The organism is Devosia algicola (assembly GCF_028816455.1).
Lineage (GTDB): Bacteria > Pseudomonadota > Alphaproteobacteria > Rhizobiales > Devosiaceae > Devosia > Devosia algicola.
Map to the genome: position 1 here is coordinate 2,110,001 of NZ_CP118246.1, position 19,900 is coordinate 2,129,900.

At 59.2% G+C, this 19,900-nt stretch carries 14 protein-coding genes and 4 pseudogenes (1 of these 18 only partly in view); 4 read left to right on the top strand and 14 right to left on the bottom strand.

Annotated features, from left to right (window positions below):
* Positions 1 to 278: the 3' end of a hypothetical protein gene (locus tag PSQ19_RS11145; RefSeq protein ID WP_282217787.1), read on the top strand. The gene continues 523 nt to the left of window position 1, outside the view; 278 of the gene's 801 nt are visible here — the last part of the coding sequence; its start codon lies beyond the left edge, outside the window; the stop codon is at positions 276 to 278.
* A gap of 55 nt (positions 279 to 333) precedes the next feature.
* Positions 334 to 804 carry a M23 family metallopeptidase gene (locus tag PSQ19_RS11150; RefSeq protein ID WP_282217788.1) on the top strand — a complete coding sequence of 157 codons (471 nt, stop codon included), beginning with the start codon at positions 334 to 336 and terminating at the stop codon, positions 802 to 804.
* On the opposite strand, the gene PSQ19_RS11155 is transcribed toward PSQ19_RS11150, so the two are convergent.
* The 9 genes and pseudogenes from PSQ19_RS11155 to PSQ19_RS11200 all read right to left on the bottom strand — a co-directional run bounded on the left by PSQ19_RS11155 (position 801) and on the right by PSQ19_RS11200 (position 13,539).
* Entirely contained in the window at positions 801 to 2,321 is a 1,521-nt protein-coding gene (locus PSQ19_RS11155) for an MFS transporter (RefSeq protein WP_282217789.1), read from the bottom strand. The genes PSQ19_RS11150 and PSQ19_RS11155 overlap by 4 nt on opposite strands.
* A 29-nt stretch (positions 2,322 to 2,350) precedes the next feature.
* A complete protein-coding gene (locus tag PSQ19_RS11160; protein WP_282217790.1) occupies positions 2,351 to 2,692 on the bottom strand; it encodes a VOC family protein in 342 nt (113 codons plus the stop codon).
* Between the two features lie 83 nt (positions 2,693 to 2,775).
* Positions 2,776 to 5,390: pseudogene (gene clpB, locus PSQ19_RS11165) on the bottom strand (ATP-dependent chaperone ClpB).
* Between the two features lie 164 nt (positions 5,391 to 5,554).
* Positions 5,555 to 6,913, bottom strand: a pseudogene (locus PSQ19_RS11170) (glycosyltransferase family 87 protein).
* Positions 6,828 to 7,553: a DUF4167 domain-containing protein gene (locus PSQ19_RS11175; protein ID WP_282217791.1), complete on the bottom strand. Its 726-nt coding sequence runs from the start codon at positions 7,551 to 7,553 to the stop codon at positions 6,828 to 6,830. The pseudogene PSQ19_RS11170 and the gene PSQ19_RS11175 overlap by 86 nt, the downstream one beginning before the upstream one ends.
* Positions 7,554 to 7,899: 346 nt before the next feature.
* Entirely contained in the window at positions 7,900 to 8,742 is an 843-nt protein-coding gene (gene prmC, locus PSQ19_RS11180; RefSeq protein ID WP_282217792.1) for a peptide chain release factor N(5)-glutamine methyltransferase, read from the bottom strand.
* Positions 8,743 to 8,756: 14 nt separating this feature from the next.
* Positions 8,757 to 9,834, bottom strand: a pseudogene (gene prfA, locus PSQ19_RS11185) (peptide chain release factor 1).
* Positions 9,835 to 9,942: 108 nt separating this feature from the next.
* Positions 9,943 to 12,210 (bottom strand): annotated as a pseudogene (gene ptsP, locus PSQ19_RS11195) (phosphoenolpyruvate--protein phosphotransferase).
* 66 nt (positions 12,211 to 12,276) lie between these two features.
* A complete protein-coding gene (locus PSQ19_RS11200; protein ID WP_282217795.1) occupies positions 12,277 to 13,539 on the bottom strand; it encodes an aspartate kinase in 1,263 nt (420 codons plus the stop codon).
* A gap of 176 nt (positions 13,540 to 13,715) precedes the next feature.
* On the opposite strand from PSQ19_RS11200, the gene ubiG reads away from it, so the two are divergent.
* On the top strand, positions 13,716 to 14,459 hold the full coding sequence (gene ubiG / locus PSQ19_RS11205; protein ID WP_282217796.1) for a bifunctional 2-polyprenyl-6-hydroxyphenol methylase/3-demethylubiquinol 3-O-methyltransferase UbiG: 744 nt from the start codon (positions 13,716 to 13,718) through the stop codon (positions 14,457 to 14,459).
* A 4-nt stretch (positions 14,460 to 14,463) separates the two neighbouring features.
* On the opposite strand, the gene PSQ19_RS11210 is transcribed toward ubiG, so the two are convergent.
* Entirely contained in the window at positions 14,464 to 14,937 is a 474-nt protein-coding gene (locus PSQ19_RS11210) for a VOC family protein (protein ID WP_282217797.1), read from the bottom strand.
* Positions 14,903 to 15,361 carry a DUF1003 domain-containing protein gene (locus PSQ19_RS11215; RefSeq protein WP_282217798.1) on the bottom strand — a complete coding sequence of 153 codons (459 nt, stop codon included), beginning with the start codon at positions 15,359 to 15,361 and terminating at the stop codon, positions 14,903 to 14,905. Before PSQ19_RS11215 ends, PSQ19_RS11210 begins: the two co-directional genes overlap by 35 nt.
* 253 nt (positions 15,362 to 15,614) lie before the next feature.
* On the opposite strand from PSQ19_RS11215, the gene ilvD reads away from it, so the two are divergent.
* Positions 15,615 to 17,456, top strand: a complete 1,842-nt coding sequence (gene ilvD, locus PSQ19_RS11220) for a dihydroxy-acid dehydratase (RefSeq protein ID WP_282217799.1) — start codon at positions 15,615 to 15,617, stop codon at positions 17,454 to 17,456.
* Positions 17,457 to 17,637: 181 nt separating this feature from the next.
* Here the strand turns inward: ilvD and PSQ19_RS11225 are convergent, their stop codons facing one another.
* From PSQ19_RS11225 to PSQ19_RS11235, 3 genes are all read right to left on the bottom strand, one after another.
* On the bottom strand, positions 17,638 to 18,507 hold the full coding sequence (locus PSQ19_RS11225; RefSeq protein ID WP_282217800.1) for an aldo/keto reductase: 870 nt from the start codon (positions 18,505 to 18,507) through the stop codon (positions 17,638 to 17,640).
* A gap of 105 nt (positions 18,508 to 18,612) precedes the next feature.
* Positions 18,613 to 19,038, bottom strand: coding sequence for a DUF1178 family protein (locus tag PSQ19_RS11230; RefSeq protein WP_282217801.1), 426 nt, complete (start codon positions 19,036 to 19,038; stop codon positions 18,613 to 18,615).
* A complete protein-coding gene (locus PSQ19_RS11235; RefSeq protein WP_282217802.1) occupies positions 19,035 to 19,895 on the bottom strand; it encodes a carbon-nitrogen hydrolase family protein in 861 nt (286 codons plus the stop codon). The genes PSQ19_RS11230 and PSQ19_RS11235 overlap by 4 nt, the downstream gene beginning before the upstream one ends.
* Between the last annotated feature and the right edge of the window lie 5 nt (positions 19,896 to 19,900).

Genomic DNA, 19,900 nt, shown 5'->3' on the forward strand with positions numbered 1-19,900 from the left:
TCGCCAACTTGCCCTCGATCTATCGCTCGATCTGGGAAACCGGTCGCAAGCACGATCTGGACGATGCCACGATCAAGCGGATCATCGGCATGTACGCCTATGATCTGGACATGAACAAGCGCATCAACGCTGGCGATTCCATCGAAATTCTGGAAACCGAGCCCGACAGCAACGGTCAACAGGATCTGCTTTATGTCGGGTTGAAACTGGGCTCGACCCTGCGCCAGGCTCTATCGCTTCGTTTCCCCGAACGGCAGCGTCAGCTATCTCGATCCTGACGGACAAACCGGCAAGCGCTTCCTCAATCGACGGCCGCTCAAGGGTGGCGGCACGTTGCGGTCGCGGTTCGGTTACCGCATCCACCCCATTTTTCACACCCGAAAGCTGCACACCGGCGTTGATCTGGCGGCCCCCCGCGGCACCCCGATTTATGCCGCAGGCGATGGCACCATCGAATTTGCCGGCCGACAATCTGGATATGGCAACAAGATCGAGGTCAAGCACGTCAATGGCTACGAAACTGCCTATGCCCATATGAACCGATTTGCCGACGGTATTAAGGTCGGCGTTAAGGTGCGCCAGGGCCAGATCATTGGCTATGTCGGCTCAACCGGCTATTCAACCGGGCCCCATCTGCATTTCGAAGTCAAGATCAATGGCAATCTGGTTGACCCGCTCAGTGTCAAGCTACCGCGTGAAAATACCCTCAGAGCCCAGGATCAAGGCGCCTTCAACAAAGTTGTCGCCCAGATCGATGACCTGATGACACGTGCCCCCGCGCCGGTTTCAGTCGCATCGAACTAAGGTGGTGCCGCAACGGGCCTGCGGTCGAGCGTCCACCAGCCAATCAATGCCGAAACCAGACTGAGCGCTGCCATGATATAGGCTATGGTGGCAAAGGCGGTGTTGGTGGCGGTAAGCCGCAACACTTCGTTGGTCGGGCTCAATGCTTCGGCCGGTGGCAACCCGAAAAATATCGCCAGTTCTGCGGCGCTTCCCAGCGACTGCTCGAAAACCGAGGTCACTATCGGCCCCAGCATCGCCACGGCCACGAGACCGGCGATCCGCGACACCGCATTATTGATCCCCGATGCAAGGCCGGTGTCGTTGTCGTCTATCGAGGTCATGACCGCGGTCGACAGGGGTGACACCACCAGCCCCATGCCGATCCCCAGCACAATGATGGCGGGCATCGTGCCAAGCCACAGTGCCTGCCAGTGCGCGGTATAGCCCAGTCCCACACATGCCAGGCTGACCAGCAGCGCACCGATGGTGATCGGCCACCCGGCGCCAAACCTGTCCGCCAGACTGCCACTGAATCTTGCGAGAACCGTCAACATGGCGCCAAATGGCAACATCACCAGCGCCACCTCGGCAGGCGTCGCGCCCCATCCGGCAATCACTGTCATCGGCAGGAAAAACAGCACGCCCGACAGCGAAAAATACAAGACGAATGTCAGCGCCTGTGCGCCAGAAAACCCCTTGCTGGCAAATAGTCGCAATGGCAACATCGGCACCTTGACCCGTGCTTCCCACACAAGAAACGCGGCAAGGATCACGCCGCCAATGCCGCCATACAACACGGTGTGGGACAGCGCCGGTACACTGTCGCTGCCATCCCCGGTCAGCCCGAAGACCAACGCCAATAAACCGATACTGGCCAAAACGGCGCCGACGACATCAAGGTGCCGTGTCGGCCCCGGCTCGTCGTCCGGCACTTTGGCCCACAACAGCCAGAGCGCCACGCCACCCAGCGGCAAATTGATGGCAAATACCAGTCGCCATCCCCAATCGCCGAGCCAGGTCAACACGCCGCCGCCAATGATCGGTCCCATAATTGTTGTCAGCGCTGCCGCCGCCGCCCAGGTGCCAATGGCCCGTCCGCGCTCGGCGCGTGGATAGGCCTTGGCGATAATCGCCAGGCTCCCCGGCACCATGAAAGCCGCGCCGATCCCCTGCACGGCCCGCGCCACGACCAACAGGATTGGCGTCGGCGCTACAGCCGAGCCAATCGAGGCCACAACAAACGCGCCGATCCCCAGCCCGAACACAAGTCGCAGGCCGAACCGGTCACCGGTCGCGCCACCCAAAAGGATCAGCGATCCCAAAAACAGCATATAGCCGTTTGAAATCCATTGGGCATCAGCCAGCGTTGCACCCAAATCGGCGCGAATGGCTGGAATGGCAATCGAGATCACCGAACCATCGATGAACCCCATGCTCGAGGCCAGAATGGCCGCAGTCAGCACATAGCGACGCCGCTCCACTGGGCAAAAGCTAGCCCCCGAACCCGCACCAGCATTGACCTCACCAACGCTCATGGCGCCGCTCCCGCGAACTTCATGTCAAATTATTCGCTACGCACGACCCAAACCGCCAACTCATTGCCGCCGGGTTCTCGAAAGTGAAATCGGCGTCCACCTGGAAAGTCAAACTGTGGGCGTGTGATCAACCCACCGGCGGCGCGTACCCGCTTTTCGGCATCATCGAGATCGTCGGTTCGAATTATCGCCATGCTGGCCTCGACCCGTTCGGGCGCCTGATCGATACCCCCATCAATTCCCGCACCATTGATGGCGTCATAGTCGGGGCCGTAGGAGGTCAGCGACCAGCCAAATGCCTTGGCAAAAAAGCCGCCTGTCGCGGCCCGATCCTTGGAGGGAAATTCGATATAATCAATATGCTCCGCCATGCCCGCTCCTCTATATCGCAATCGCCTCTTACGCTAGCTAGACAGCATAAAGGCCGGTCCTGCAACCGGCCTCTATGCATTGCTCAGACAGGAGCGTTGGCGCTTTTGGCTTCCTCGGGTCGAAGGATCAGGCCCTCTTCGCCAATATCAACAAGGACATGGGAGCCATCCGAAATCCGGCCGCCGAGAATTTCGTCGGCCAGATTATCCTGAACCTCCCGCTGGATCACCCGCTTTAGCGGTCGGGCGCCATAAAGCGGATCATAGCCTTCATTGCCCAACCAGTCGCGGGCCAACGGGGTCAGTTCCAGTTCGATATCGCGCTCCTTGAGCAGTTCGCGCAGCCGCGTCAGCTGGATATCGACAATCGCGCCCATATGCTGGCGCTCAAGCCGATGGAACAGGATGATATCGTCGATCCGGTTGAGAAACTCCGGCCGGAACGCGGCCTTGACGGCGTCGAGTACCTTGCCGCGCACCAGTTCCACCGTCTCCCCTTCCTTGAGTTGGACCAGATGTTCCGAACCCAGATTGGAGGTCATGATGATGATGGTATTGCGGAAATCAACCGTCCGGCCCTGCCCGTCGGTCAGCCGACCATCGTCAAGAACCTGCAACAGGATGTTGAACACATCCGGATGCGCTTTCTCGATCTCGTCAAACAGCACAACCTGATAGGGCCGCCGCCGCACCGCTTCGGTCAGAACCCCGCCCTCATCATAGCCGACATAGCCCGGGGGCGCGCCGATCAAGCGGGCAACCGAGTGCTTTTCCATGAATTCGGACATATCTATCCGCACCATGGCGTGCTCGTCATCGAACAGGAATTCGGCCAGCGCCTTGGTCAACTCGGTCTTGCCAACGCCGGTGGGTCCCAAAAACATGAACGAGCCGATTGGCCGGTTCGGATCCTGCAGCCCGGCACGCGCCCGGCGCACTGCGCGAGCTACAGCTGCGACGGCATCTTGCTGGCCGATTACGCGCTCACCCAGATGGGTTTCCATCTGCACCAGTTTTTCGCGTTCGCCTTCCAGCATCCGGTCAACCGGAATACCGGTCCAGCGCGACACCACCTGGGCGATATGGGTTGGCAGCACAACTTCTTCGACCAAAACGCTGCCGGGCCCGATTTCGCCTTTTTCGGCATCGGCGATCTTGCGCTCGAGATCAGGGATAATACCATAGGACAATTCGCCGGCGCGACCGAGATTGCCGGCCCGTTGCGCCGCTTCAAGGCTCGGTGCGGGCCTTGTCCAGTTCTTCCTTGATTTTCTGCCCGCCCTGCAAGCGCTGTTTTTCATTTTCCCAGCGTTGGGTCAGTCCGGTTGCCTGCTCTTCGATGTCGGCCAATTCCGCTTCAAGCTTGTCCAGCCGTGTCTTTGAAGCGTCGTCAGTTTCCTTGCGCAACGCCTCGCGCTCGATCTTGAGCTGCATGATGCGCCGGTCCAACTCGTCCAGCGCCTCAGGCTTGCTTTCAACCGCCATGCGCAATCGCGCCGCCGATTCATCGACCAGATCGATGGCCTTGTCGGGCAGGAAGCGGTCAGCAATATAACGATTCGAAAGCGTTGCCGCCGACACGATCGCCGAGTCCGAAATCCGGATACCGTGATGCAGGCTCATACTTTTCCTTGAGCCCGCGCAGGATCGAAATCGTGTCCTCGATCGTCGGCTCGTCGACAAACACCGGCTGGAACCGCCGCGCCAATGCCGCATCCTTTTCCACATGCTTGCGATATTCATCCAGCGTCGTCGCGCCAACGCAATGCAGCGACCCGCGAGCCAGAGCGGGCTTCAGCAGATTGGAAGCATCCATGGCCCCATCGGACTTGCCCGCACCAATCAGCGTATGCATCTCGTCGATGAACAGGATGATCTGGCCCTCGGCACTGTCGATCTCATTGAGTACGGCCTTCAGCCGTTCCTCGAACTCGCCACGATATTTTGCACCTGCAATCAAGGCGCCCATGTCCAGCGACATCAGCGAGCGGTTCTTGAGACTTTCGGGCACGTCGCCATTGACGATACGGATCGCCAGCCCCTCGACAATGGCGGTCTTGCCAACGCCGGGTTCGCCAATCAGCACCGGATTATTCTTGGTGCGGCGCGATAATACCTGCACCGTGCGGCGGATTTCCTCGTCGCGACCAATCACAGGGTCCAACTTGCCCTCTCGCGCCGCCTCGGTCAGGTCACGCGCATATTTTTTAAGCGCATCATAGCCATTCTCAGCCGAAGCCGAGTCAGCGGTGCGCCCTTTGCGCAAATCATTGATGGCATCATTGAGCGCTTGGGGTGACACACCGGCGGCCAGCAGGATTTTGCCCGCATCGGTTTCCTTTTCGACTGTCAGCGCCAACAACAGGCGTTCAACCGTCACAAAGGAATCGCCCGCCTTCTGCGCCGCGCTTTCAGCTGTTTCGAAAACCCGTGCCAGTTCGCGCGACAGATAGACTTGTGCACCATCGCCCGAAACCACCGGAATTTTGGTCAGGCCCGCTTCGGTCTGCGCCAGCGCCAACTTGGCATTACCACCGGCGCGCCCGATAAGCCCCGCCGCCATGCCTTCATCGCTATCGTCAAGCAAGACCTTGAGCAGATGCAATGCACCCACCTGCTGGTGTCCCTTCCCCAGGGCCAAGGTTTGGGCGTTCTGGATGAAACCGCGTGCCCGTTCGGTATATTTTTCAATGTTCAATTCAACTCTCCTAAATTTCGCCCGCCAGCTCGCCCAATGGCACGAACTGGTCGTCGGAAGTGTTGTCGTCCGGCCGCCCGCTTGCGGCGCTGACCGGTAACATGCTGGATATAGGAATAGAGCACCGCCCAGAAAAGAGGCAGCCGCGCCAAATGCGCCTGCACTCAGGCCAGAAACAATAGCGGCAGGATCAACAGGGGCGAAATCGGCAAGCCAATCGCATTCAGCCCGATGACCAACTGCGGCAACGCCCAGGCGGCTACGACCAGAGCCTTGACGCCCATCGGACCGATCAACGACGGCGCCAGCTGGCGCGAGATCAGCAGACCGGCGCACAGCAACAGGACCAGATCATAATTGTGCATATAGGGCGTCATCAATACCGTGGCGACAAGCACCATTGCTGCCCGCCGTATCGGATCGTTGCTTGTCCGCAATCTCAGGATCAGGACCACACCCACCATTACCGCGAACACGCCATGCACCATCACCGCCAGATCGCCATTCCCGGTCAGGTTGCGAACCGCCATGAAGGCTGAAGGCACCATCAGGGTAAAAAGCCCGTGCCCCCATTTTTCAAGCTCGCTCAACGCCGGAAGCGTCCTTTCGGCATAGTCGAACAATGCCGCGCTACCAAATATAGCCAGGCTGGCCGCCGCAAGACCAAGGCTCCCGACCGTTGCCACCGCTATGGCTTACCAACGCTTCTGGAACAACCAGATGACGGGTAGCAGGAACCCGCTTTGCGGCTTCATCGTCAATAAGGTTGCCGCCAGTCCCGCCCCAAGGCCATTGACCCGCCCATGCGCCAGCGCCAACAGCATCAAACCGGCGAACAGGCTCCCCGATTGCCCGCCATAAAGGCACAGAACTGTCGCCGGCGAGGTCAGGATGATGGCGGTTTCCAAACGATCAAAACCAAACCGCCGCGCCCCATACCACAGCACCAGTAACCCCAAAAGCGACCAGACCAGCAGCGCCGGATAATAGTCGAGCAGACCAAATGGCCAGCTAAACAGTAATGTGGTGGGTGGATAGGCCCAGACCCGGTGACCGATCGGGCTGCCGATAAAGCCTATCTGATAGGCCATGAACGCGTCGGGGACATAGATGTCACTCCAGCGCCCCGCAAGGATTAGCCTCGCAGTCGACCAAAGATTGATAAAGTCGGCACCGACCGGACCACCATCGGCATAAAGATATCCCTTGATTGCCGATGTTTCGCCCACACGGCTCGCGGCAAAACCCAACAGATGGACAATGCTGAGGCCCAACAGGACAATCTTGAACTGGCGATTGGCTGGCAGCAATATTGTCTCGTCCGGCTCGCGCGAAAATGGAGCCGATAGACTAAGCCCGGTCCAGCTTAAAATGTCGTTACAACACCCAAGCAAAAAGGGCCGGGTGATAACCCGGCCCTTGCATATTTCTGGTCGCCTATTCCGCAGCGTTCGAGTTGCCACCGGCGGTAATGAACGCTGGCAAGTCGCCAACTTCGGGTTGGGGCGCCGCACCGGGATCATCTGCGGTTTCGGCAGCTGTCGGACGACGTCGACGTGGACGGCGTTCACGTACCTTGCGCGGTTCGTCGGCGCTGGCAGCAACTGGGGCCGCCTCACCATCCGCAGTTGGTACCTCGCTCGAGGCCACGGTCTCGTCGGCCTTGGGAGCCTCAGCCGAAACCGTTTCTGCGGGTGGCCGGGTTCTCGGCTGCCGGGGCTCACGATTCTCGCGATTGTCACGTTGGCCATTGCCACCGCCGGTCTGCCCGCCATTGCCTTCACCATCCGCGTCGCCCTGGTTCTGCTGCTGGGGCGGTTGGGGTTGGGGCGATGAAAACCGGTTCTGGGGTTCGGGCATATCATCGTCGAGATCGTCGCTATCTCGGCCATTGGCATTGTTTTGGGGCTGTGCCGCCGAAACGATACGGAAATAATGTTCGGCGTGCTGAAGGTAATTTTCAGCCATCACCGAATCGCCCGACGATTGGGCGTCGCGCGCCAACTGCATGTATTTCTCGGCGATGTGGGCGGCGTTGCCGCGCACTTTCACGTCGGGGCCGTTGCTCTCGAAATTGCGCGATAGCGGGTTAACATGCTTGCGCCCGCCATTGCGCCCACGCGAGCGGTTGTTGTTCTTGTTGTTCTGCTGATTGGGTCTCATCTGGTCGCTTTTTTTTAATTCGTGAGTAACAAGCGTCACGCTTCTGGCGGACCGGCAAAATGCCTGGGCTCGGCCAAGTCCCGATGGTCCTCACTCGGATCCTGCATCGGGGAATACACTGGCTTCATGAAGACCTGAAATGCCGACAGCAACGCCACCCTATCCGATACAATCAGGCTATGAACTGGAAATTTCCAAGCCCTTGCCGCGCATCGCAGCTATACCAATGATCGGGTGGCCATCCCCGTGGCGCTCATGATGCGCCGTTGACAGCACCAGCAAACTATCTTGTTCGCTCACAATTTCCAAGCGGAAAATATGTCGCGCCCTGTCCAAGTGGACTTGCTCACCCAATATTGTGTCCCACAACTACGCGATCAAGCCCCGCCAAATCACTGATTATCCTGATGTCGCTCAATCCTGCCCGCGCAAAAAGGTCACTCACGGCGCCGCCCTGATCATAACCGATTTCCACCGCCAATTGCCCGCCGGGCCGCAAATGATCGCGCGCACCAGCAACAATGATGCGATACGGTGCCAGCCCATCCGGCCCGCCATCGAGCGCCAGCATCGGATCATGCTCGCGCACGTCACGCGCCAGATCGGCAATGACCGGGCTGGCGATATAGGGCGGGTTGGACAGGATCAGATCAACGCGGCGGTTCGGCCCAATTGGTTCAAACCACGATCCGGCCAGCAACTCGAGCCGGTCGGTTACGGCGTGGATCGCGGCATTTTCCGTGGCCACCACCAGCGCCTCCGCACTCAAATCCACCGCCACGGCCCGCGCGCGCGGCGCATTGGCCAGAATGGCAATGGCGATGCAGCCCGTCCCGGTGCCCAGATCGAGAAAATCGGCATCGCGCCCACCAATCACTGCCAATGCCAGATCAACCAACAGTTCCGTCTCGGGTCGCGGTATCAGCGTTGCCGCCCCGAGTACAAAATCCAGCCCGTAAAATTCCCTGTGACCCATAATCCGTGCAACGGGCTCGCCTGCCAGGCGCCGTTCCATCACCGCCTTGATCTGCTCACGCTGCGCCGGTGAAACTGGCCCCGCCTCCCCCACCGCCAGGCCCAGCCCATCCAGACCCAAAACCGCCCCGGTCAGGATTTTGGCATCCACATCGGCGCAAGGCACACCATGCTGCGCCAACCGGTCGCGCCAATGGCGCCAGAGAGCGCCCACGCTGTCGGTCGGGTTCAGTTCACCTGCTCCAACGCTGCCAACTGTTCGGCCTGATGCTCGGTAATCAGCGCTTCGATCAATTCGTCCAGCGCTTCCCCGGAAATCACCTTATCGAGCCTTGTAGAGTGTGAGATTGATCCGGTGGTCGGTCACGCGCCCCTGCGGGAAATTATAGGTGCGGATGCGCTCGGACCGGTCGCCGGACCCCACCTGCCCCTTGCGCGCTTCGGCCCGCGCGCTGTCGCGCTCCTCGCGTTGCTGCTCGTAAAGCCGCGCCCGCAACACCTGCATGGCCAACGCCCGGTTCTGATGCTGGCTCTTTTGTGCCGACGTCACCATGATCCCGGTTGGCAAATGGGTAATGCGCACCGCACTATCGGTGGTGTTGACGTGTTGCCCGCCCGCCCCGGACGCCCGCATCGTATCGATACGGATATCCTCGGGCTTGATCTCGATGTCGATATCCTGAACCTCGGGCAATACCGCAACCGTTGCCGCCGATGTGTGGATACGCCCCGACCCCTCGGTCGTCGGCACGCGCTGCACGCGATGCACGCCGCTTTCAAACTTCATCCGCGCATAGACGCCCTTGCCGGTAACATTGGCGATGATTTCCTTGAATCCCCCCATTTCGCCGGCGCTTTCTTCCATGATCGAGACCTTCCAGCCTTGCCCGGCAGCATAGCGCTCATACATGCGGAACAGATCGCCCGCAAACAGCGCCGCCTCGTCCCCACCAGTGCCACCGCGAATTTCAAGGATTACCGATTTGTCGTCGGCCTCATCGCGTGGCAAGAGCAGAATACGGATTTCGGCCACCAGTTTCTCGATATTCTCGCGCAATTCATAGACCTCGGCCTCGGCCATTTCGCGCATTTCGGGGTCACCCGATTTCATCAGCGCTTCGGCATCGACCAGATCACTCTGCGCTTTCTTGTAGGCAATGATCGGGCCGACAATCGGCGCCAGTTCGGCATGTTCCTTAGAAAATTTGACAAACTCGTCCGGCTCGGCCCCGCCCGACAGTGCGGCCTCAACATAGTTGAACCGCATTTCGAGCGCGTCGAGCTTGTCCTGGGGAAGCGTAGCCATGATCAATTATTCCTGTACGGGCCAAAGCACCGCATTATGCAAAAACTCGATGTCATCGCGGCAGGGGTCAGCCGGACCTGTGCGGTGTAAAAGGCTCTTCGCGCCGCGTCAAACCGGCAGGTTCTGCTTGTCGATCCATTCTTCGAGCAGCGAGCGCACCGAGACCCCGTCCGCACCATCCAGAAGCGCCGCTGATATCGCCTGCCGGATAGGCCCCAACTCCAGATTGAGCACCATTTCCTTGATCGGCCCAATCGAGGCTGGTCCCATCGACAGGCGCGTCATGCCAATGGCCAAGAGCGCCAGCGCTTCCACTGGCCGTCCCGCCAATTCGCCACACATGGTAATGGGCACATTGTAGCGCCGTGCCGCGTCCACGATATGGCGGAAGGCCCGCAATCGCGGCAGGCCGATGGCATCATAGGTACTCGACACCCGAGGATTGGCCCGATCCGACGCCGTCAGGAACTGCACCAGATCGTTGGACCCGATCGAAACAAAGTCAGCCTCAGGCAACAATTGGTCCAACTCGAACAACAGTGATGGCACCTCCACCATCACCCCAAGGCTCGACCTTGGATGGCACCAATTGCTCGGCGCGCCGCAGCCGTTCCAGGCTCCTTGGTAACAATCAGGCGGGTGCGCCGGAATTCAAATGTCTCGGTGACCATGGGCACCAATATCTTGATCGGCTTGCCCTGGGCGGCAATCAACAGGGCACGCACCTGGGTCCGTAGCAGGCCGGGTCGATCCAGGCCCAGACGGATCGAGCGATAGCCCATCGCCGGATTTTCCTCGACTGCCGAGCGCAAATAGGGGACGACCTTGTCGCCCCCTATATCGAGCAGACGGAAAACAATTGGTCGACTGCCCGCAATCCGCATCGCCTCGGCATAAAGATCGACCTGCTCCTGCAGACGCGGCAGTTTTGAGGCAATCATGAATTGCAGTTCGGTGCGAAACAGCCCGACCCCGGACGCCCCGGTATCGTCGAGCATGGGCAGGTCCGCCACCAGCCCCGAATTGTGCAACAGCGTGACCGCCACCCCATCCTTGGTGACCGAGGGCAGATCCTTGAGTGCTGCATAGTGGGCACGCCGCTTGGCCGACAGACGCACCTTGTCGATATAGGTCTGTTCGATATCGGCCGTTGGACGCAGATGGGCGATCCCCGCCGTGCCATCCAGAATGATGTCGTCGCCGGTTTCAGACATGGAAACGATGGATTGGGCCTGTCCCACCGCCACAATCCCCAGCGAGCGCGCCACAATAGCCACATGGGCCGTCGCCCCGCCTTCCTCAAGCACGATGCCGCGCAACTTTGTGCGGTCATATTCGAGCAGTTCCGCCGGTCCCATATTGCGGGCCACCAGAATGGCATTGTCGGGCAGGTTACGACCCAACCCCTGATGGTCGCCGGTCAATATGCGCAACAGCCGATTGGCCAGATCATCCAGATCATGCAACCGGTCGCGTATATAGGGATCGGTCTGCCGCAACATGCGGGCGCGCGTGTCATTTTGCACCCGCTCGACCGCCGCTTCCGCCGACAGACCGTTCTCGATGGCTTCGGTCAATCGGTTGACCCAGCCCCGGTCATTGGCGAACATCCGGTAGGTTTCAAGGATTTCGCGATGGTCCGATGAGGGCTGCATGTCGCCGCGATCCAGCATCGCGTCAATCGAAACCCGCATGCGCTCGAGCGCCGAGGTCAGCCTTTCGGTTTCCTGATCGGTGTCTTCGGCAATAAAATTGGTCACCACGACGCGCGGGTCGTGCAGCACCACCGTGCCCAGCGCAATGCCATCGGTAAAACTGACGCCGTTGAACATGCGGGGCCGCCTGAGGTCGATATCGGACCCCGGCTTGATCAGATTGTCGAAATCCGAGGTCGCCACCATCTCAGCCAGAATTGTGGCCGTCGTGAGCATGGCTTCGATTTCGTCTTCGCCATAGCGACGCCGTTCGGCGTTTTGCACAACCAGCACGCCCAGCGTCTGTCCGGCCCGCAACACCGGCACACCCAGAAAGGCGTAGTAAGGATCTTCCCCGGTTTCAGGGCGATAGGCAAAGGCGGGATGGCTGGGCGCATCATCAAGGCTGAGCGGCTCGGCGTCCGCGGCAATTTGGCCAACCAGGCCCTCGCCCAGCCGCAGCGTCGTCATATGCACCGATTCTGCCGCCAACCCCTTGGTCGCAAACAGGCTCGAGCGCGCCATCGTCGCGCAGCACGTAAAACGAGCACACATCGGCACGCATATTCAGCGCGATCAACGACACAATCTTGTCGAGGCGCTCCTGCGAGGCCAGCGGCTCCGCCATGGTTTCGCGCAGTTGCCGCAACAGCACGCGCGGGCCGCCAATATTTGTGCCCATAGTGACTATGGCGACCTTGGCCGCCCCCCAATGACCCGGACGCGGCTGACAGGTCTCAGCCGGGTCTCAGGCATTCTTCTTATCCAGTCCGTAATAAGTATGCAGAGCCCGAACCGCAAGCTCGGCATACTGATCGTCTATCAAAACCGACGTCTTGATTTCCGAAGTGGTGATCAACTGAATGTTGATTCCCTTGTCCGCCAGCGCTCGGAACATCGAGGACGCGACCCCGGCGTGAGAGCGCATCCCGACCCCGACAACCGATATTTTAGCGCCACCTTTGGAGCCGACAATTTTAGCGTATTCGATATTCTTGTTGTTTTCGAGCGCATCGACAGCTTTTTCATATTCACCGTCAGGCACGGTAAAGGTGATATCGGTCACACTTCCGTCATCGGAAACATTTTGCACGATCATGTCGACTACGATCGAACGGTCTGCCAAGGCGCCAAATATATCGGCGGCGACACCGGGCTTGTCCTTGACGTCGCGCAAGGTGATTTTGGCTTCCGACTTGGCCAGCGTCACGCCCGAAACAATCTGCTTTTCCATGATCTCATCCTCGTCGCAAACCAGTGTACCGGGAATTCCGGGCGTTCCATCAGGCGCCAACTGCGGTGCCTCGGGATCATCAAAACTCGAGCGCACCACCAGCCGAACCTTATGCGCCATGGCCAGTTCGACCGAGCGGATCATCAGGACCTTGGCGCCCAGCGAAGCCATTTCCAGCATTTCCTCAAAGGAAATTTTTGATAATCGCTGCGCCTTGGGCACGATCCGCGGATCGGTTGTATAGACCCCGTCCACATCAGTATAAATTTCGCAGCGATCCGCGCCGACAGCGGCCGCCACCGCCACTGCACTGGTGTCCGAGCCGCCTCGGCCCAGTGTCGTAATGCGCTGATGCGGCGAAATCCCCTGGAAACCGGTAATGACCGGCACCCATCCCTGACGCAGTCGCTCGTCGAGCATTGTCGGATCGATGCCGGTAATCCGGGCCGCCCCATGGGCGTCGTCTGTATGGATAGGCACCTGCCAACCGGCAAAAGAGCGCGACTGAATGCCCATTTCGCTCAAAACGATGGCCATCAGGCCCGCCGTCACCTGCTCGCCCGACCCCACGACAGCGTCATATTCGCGCGCATCGTGAAATTTGCTGGCTTCATTGACCCAGCCAACCAGCTCATTGGTCTTGCCAGACATGGCCGAGACTACGACGGCAACCTCATTGCCCGCCTCCACTTCACGTTTGACGTGCCGAGCGGCCTGGCGAATACGTTCCACATTGGCAACCGAGGTGCCACCGAACTTGACGACTATGCGGGCCATTTGTGTCCCCGAACGACCGCCCCTTGATCGGGACGGCAGACTTTATTGGTTGGGCGCTGCCATGCCACAAAGCCCGCGCGCAATCAACACTGCTTGCTGTCGCGCTTGCGCCGCGATGCCGCACTTGCCGCTAGAACCCCTATCGGCTCATATGAACCAAACCAGCGGAGCCAGAAATGACCGAAACCACGATCAACGAGGCCGAAGTCGCCAAATTCACGGCCATGGCCGAGGAGTGGTGGGACCCCACAGGCAAGTTCAAGCCGCTGCACAAATTCAGCCCGGTGCGCCTGGGCTATATTCGCGAGCATGCCCTGCGCCATTTTGACCGCGATGGCGCGACAATGCGCCCATTAGAAGGTTTGCGCGTACTCGACGTCGGCTGCGGCGGCGGGCTTCTGTGCGAACCGCTATCAAGACTTGGTGCCAGCGTCACCGGTATTGATGCGTCCGAGCGCAATATCAAGATCGCCACGCGGCACGCCGAACTTTCAGGCGTCGAGGTCAATTATCAGACAACCACCAGCGAGGCGCTTGTTGCCACCGGCACCCAGTTTGACATCGTGCTCAATATGGAGGTGGTCGAGCACGTCGACAATGTGCCGCTCTATATGAAAAGTTGCGCCGATCTGGTCGCGCCGGGCGGCCTGATGCTGACCGCCACCCTCAACCGCACCGCCCGCGCCTTCGCGCTCGCCATCGTCGGGGCCGAATATGTTCTGGGCTGGCTGCCCAAGGGCACCCACGACTGGCACAAATTTTTAACCCCGGATGAAATTCGCGTTCTTTTGACCCGCAACGGCCTTGATATCACCGCCGAAACCGGCGTCGTTTATCACCCGCTGGCCGACGAATGGCGCAAATCCAGAGACATGGCGATCAACTATATGATCATGGCGCAAAAACCGGCCCAGGGCTGACCACTCAGGATTTTGCGCTGCTCAGGCGCAAATAATAGCCATCGGGATCAGCAACGCGAAAGTCGTTCAGCCCCCACGACTGAGCCTGAAGTGGACTTGAGATTGGCCACCCGCTTTCCATGACAGCCCGATAGGCAGCCTCGATATCCACAAGTTCGAGCACGATCTCGATCCCCTTGCCCAACTGCCCACCCGCGTTGAGTTGAACCGGGTGGCCAGTTGGAAGACTATTTCGATCATTGAGCGCGACTATTGCGCCGTCGCGCTGCAAGGAAATATATGGCCCCGCCTGTCCGGGCAAAGCCGAAAAGCCCAATACTTCGGTGTAAAACCGCTGCGAAGCTGCCAGATCATCGACAAACAATTCAAGCCTAAGTCTGGTGTGCGCGCGGTTTTGCTGCTGCAGTTCTTCGACCGTATTGGTGAGGCCCAAAACCTCTTTTTCACGCATTTGATCGATCTTGGTATGCAGCAACACGATTTGCTCCTGCATCAGGCTCGATTTCGAGTTCGGCCTTGATATTGATGCGATAGTCATTTTCAGCCTGACGCCGATCAATATCCTGCTGTCGGTTCTGGCTCATCATGATGAATGGCGCCGCATAGGCTGCCTGGAATGACAGCGCCAGATTGAGCAGAATGAATGGGTACGGATCCCAGCGCATCACCAGCCCGGTGACGTTCAGCGCCACCCAGACCACCAGAATGCTGGTTTGAATGATAATGAACCGCCACGATCCCATGGTCGCCGCGACCTGATCGGCGATATTTTGCCCGCGCGACACATCCGCTGGACGCGCGGCCGATTTGTTCTGCCGCTGCTGGCGACGCAACGCCCGCAACTCCTTAAGCATTTTTGCCTCGGTATCGCGCAATTGCTTTTTCTGGGCCTTGTCGTCCACGTCTGCACTCCTTGGTCGCGTGAACCGCCTTGGACCGACATATCGGCGTCGGGTCGAAGCTATCTTCACGCTGCGAAAAAGAGCCTTTAGCGCCTCACAGGAGAGGTCGCCACAAAATCCGATCCATCGTGTCTCACCATGCAAGCAGTACCGTACGGTACGGTACGGTTTTTGGTTGCCGCTGGTTCTAATTGGGTCTAAAAGAACCCCAACAACTGTTGTGCCGACAGCACTGAACCGCCGAGGAATTCTCATGCCCGCATATCGTTCACGCACCACCACTCACGGCCGCAACATGGCCGGCGCCCGCGGCCTTTGGCGCGCCACCGGCATGAAGGATGGCGATTTCGGCAAGCCCATCATTGCAGTGGTCAATTCCTTCACCCAGTTCGTGCCCGGCCATGTGCATCTCAAGGATCTTGGCCAGTTGGTTGCCCGCGAAATTGAAGCGGCAGGCGGTGTCGCCAAGGAATTCAACACCATTGCGGTCGATGATGGCATCGCCATGGGCCACGACGGCATGCTCTATTCACTGCCCAGCCGCGACCTGATCGCCGACAGCGTTGAATATATGGTCAACGCCCACTGCGCCGACGCCATGGTCTGCATTTCCAATTGCGACAAGATCACCCCGGGCATGCTGATGGCTGCCATGCGCATCAATATTCCGGTGGTCTTTGTCTCTGGCGGCCCCATGGAAGCGGGCAAGGCCATGATCAAGGGTCAGTTGCAGGCACTCGATCTGGTCGACGCCATGGTTGCAGCCGCCGACGACAGCTACACCGACATCGAAATCGCCACCATTGAGGAAGCCGCCTGCCCCACTTGCGGTTCCTGCTCGGGCATGTTCACCGCCAATTCGATGAACTGCCTGACCGAAGCCCTCGGCCTTTCCCTGCCTGGCAATGGCTCGACCCTGGCAACCCATTCCGACCGCAAGCGCCTGTTCCAGGAAGCCGGGCACCTGATTGTTGATCTGGCCAAACGCTGGTATGAGCAGGACGATGCTTCGGTGCTGCCCCGTTCCATCGCCACCAAGTCGGCCTTCAACAACGCCATGGCGCTCGATATTGCCATGGGCGGTTCCACCAACACTGTCCTGCACATTCTGGCCGCCGCCCATGAAGGCGATGTTGATTTCACCATGGACGACATCGATGCGCTGTCGCTAAAAGTGCCGGTCTTGTGCAAGGTGGCGCCCGCCAAGCAGGATGTCCACGTTGAGGACGTTCACCGCGCCGGTGGTATCATGGCCATTCTTGGCCAATTGGATCGCGCCAATCTGATCAACCGCGATGAACCCACAATTCACGCCGCTACCATGGGCGACGCCATCGACAAATGGGACATTACCCGCACCAATTCCGAAGCCGTGCGCAATTTCTTCATGGCCGCGCCCGGCGGCGTGCGCACCACCCAGGCTTTTTCCCAATCCAATCGCTGGGCCGAACTGGATCTGGATCGCGCAAAGGGCGTTATTCGCTCGCCCGATCATCCCTTCTCCAAAGATGGTGGTCTGGCCGTGCTCAAAGGCAATATCGCCATTGATGGCTGCATCGTCAAAACCGCTGGCGTTGATGAATCGATCCTCAAATTCACCGGCCCCGCCCGCGTTTTCGAAAGTCAGGACGCCACCGTCAAAGCGTTGCTGCACAATGAAATCAAGGCAGGCGACGTGATCGTCATCCGTTACGAAGGCCCGCGTGGTGGCCCCGGCATGCAGGAAATGCTCTATCCAACCAGCTATTTGAAATCCAAGGGATTGGGCAAGGACTGCGCTCTGATCACCGATGGCCGTTTTTCCGGCGGCACCTCGGGACTCTCGATTGGCCATTGTTCACCAGAGGCGGCTGAAGGGGGCACCATCGGGCTGGTGCGCGAAGGCGACACCATTGAAATCGACATCCCAAACCGCTCGATCAGTTTGCTGGTATCCGACGATGAATTGGTCCAGCGTCGTCACGATCAGGAAGCCTTGGGTTGGAAACCCGCCCATCCGCGCAAGCGCAATGTCACGACGGCCCTTAAGGCCTACGCTGCATTCGCCACCAGCGCCGCCCGCGGCGCTGTCCGCGATCTGGGTGATCTAGGCTAAGAAAAATCAGGCGCGGCAACTGCCTGCCGCGCCTACCAAACTGCCCGATGACAATAATCTGGCTTTCCCATCTCGCTCATGCTAGAGCCGCGTTCAGCCGAAGGCGGTCTGCCAAGACTGCCGGTTGGTCAGGCTCGATGGCGGGGATTCCACCCTCCCCATCGCGCCGACCTAAAACTCTTCAGCCCTTCTTGCCGACTTTATCCAGTGTCGCAAAATCTGCGTCGTTGAGACTTATTGCGGCTGCCGCAACATTGTCTTCGAGATGCTTTACCTTGCCGGTGCCCGGGATGGGCAGCATGACCGGCGAACGCTTCAACAACCACGCCAGGGCGATCTGACTGGGTGAAGCATTGTGCTTTTCGGCAATCGCGCGTGCCGCTTCATTACCGCTCACCAGTTCACCCCCCGCCAGTGGAAACCAAGGAATAAAACCGATGCCATTGGCCTCGCAATAATCCAGCACATCCTCACTTTCGCGATTGGCGAAATTATAGTGGTTCTGCACTGTCGTCACGGCGAAATATTTCTGTGCGTCCTTGATATCGTTGACGCTCACATTGCTCAGACCGGCGTGGCGGATCACCCCATCATGCTTAAGCTGTGCCACAGCTTCGAATTGGGCCTCGCGCGGCGTCTGCTGATCGATCCGGTGCAATTGCCAAAGATCGATCACGTCAACCTTGAGCCGCACCCGGCTCAGCATGGCGCCCTGCCGCAAAAATTCAGGTCGCCCCACATGATGCCATTTTCCGGGCCCCGTACGCGTCAACCCACCCTTGGTCGCAATAATCGTTCCCTTGTCATAAGGGGCCAGCACCTCACCAATCAGCCGTTCGCTGACATAGGGACCATAGCTTTCGGCCGTATCGACTAAATTGACCCCCAGTTCCGGCAGTCGCGCCAGCGTTTTTCTGGCCGCATCGGCATCTTCTGGTTCGCCCCATATGCCATTGCCGGTGACCCGCATGGCCCCAAAGCCCAACCGATTGACCTCAAGATCGCCGCCAATGGAAAATGTGCCCGCTTGCGCTGCATTTGTTTCTGTCACCGTTTCATCTCCTTTTGGAATAGTCGGTCCGCGGCGGCCAATATAGGGCCATCCGCACCGGCCTCTCAAAGCCAACGCGTCAAATTCGGATTGGCTCAAAAGCCATCAGTTTTTATCGTCGGGAAATTCCGGTAGCGGCATCAATTCAATGCCCTCATCGACCAGATCAACCACTTCGTCTCGGCTCGCCTGACCGTAAATGCCACGCGCCGGAGCATCATTATAGTGGATCTTGCGGGCTTCTTCGGCAAATTTATCGCCCACATTATCCGCTTCATTCACCACCTTGTCGCGCCAGGCCTTGAGGGCCGTCCGCAGCTTTTCGGCTTCGACGGGCGTATGAGCGATATTGAGTTTGCCCACTACTTTTCGCGCCACCGCTGGCGCCATCATCGCCTTGGTGACGGCCGATGAATTGCACTGGGGACAGATGACAATCTGGCGCGCCGACTGCTCGTCAAACGCCTCGGCGTTTTTGAACCACGCCTCGAACTCATGATGCTGCTCACAAATCAGCGCGTATTGGATCACGCCATACCCTTTCGCAATTGCCGGGCCGCTAGGTCTGCTTGCCGCTTTAACCCGAACCTGCGGGTGTTGGCCAGTGCTGGAATACGCTCGCGCGCGGCGCTGACCTCGGCAAGGTCAATATCGGCCACTACAACGCCCTGTGTGTCGTCGGCTCGTTCGGCAATGATCCGCCCCCACGGGTCAACAATCATTGAATGCCCATAGGTGGCGCGACCGTTTTCATGGTGCCCACCTTGCGCCGCTGCAATCACATATGAGCCGGTTTCAATCGCTCGCGCCCGCAGCAGCACCTCCCAGTGCGCTTCGCCCGTCGGCACCGTAAATGCTGCGGGAACCGCCATCACATTGGCCCCGGCGTTCGCCAACAGGCTGTAGAGCGCGCCAAATCGGACATCATAGCAAATGCTCATGCCCAGCGTGAACGGCTCAAGCGGCGCGACCACAGCCTCCTGCCCGGCACTATAACTGTCGCTTTCGCGGTAGGCCTTGATCCCGCTCAAGGTCGCATCGAACAAATGGATCTTGTCATACTGCGCTACGATAGCGCCATCTGGGCCAAAAAGCACACTCCGATTGGCAAATTTGCCAGTCTCCAATGCTACCGCCAGCGACCCCAGGTGCAGATGAATGCCCAGCCTTGCCGCCAGCGCTCCAAGCGCTGTGATCCCCGGATTGCCCTCAAACTGGCCAGCCTCGCGCGCAAGACCCACGCGATCCTCGGCAAAAACCAGGCTGACCTCAGGCGTCAGCACATAACACGCCCCCTCATTGGCCGCACGGGTTACAAGCCCTGCCAAAATCTCGAGATTAGGCTCGGCCTGCATGCCCGATCGCATCTGTATCGCGGCAATTCTCATCGCCC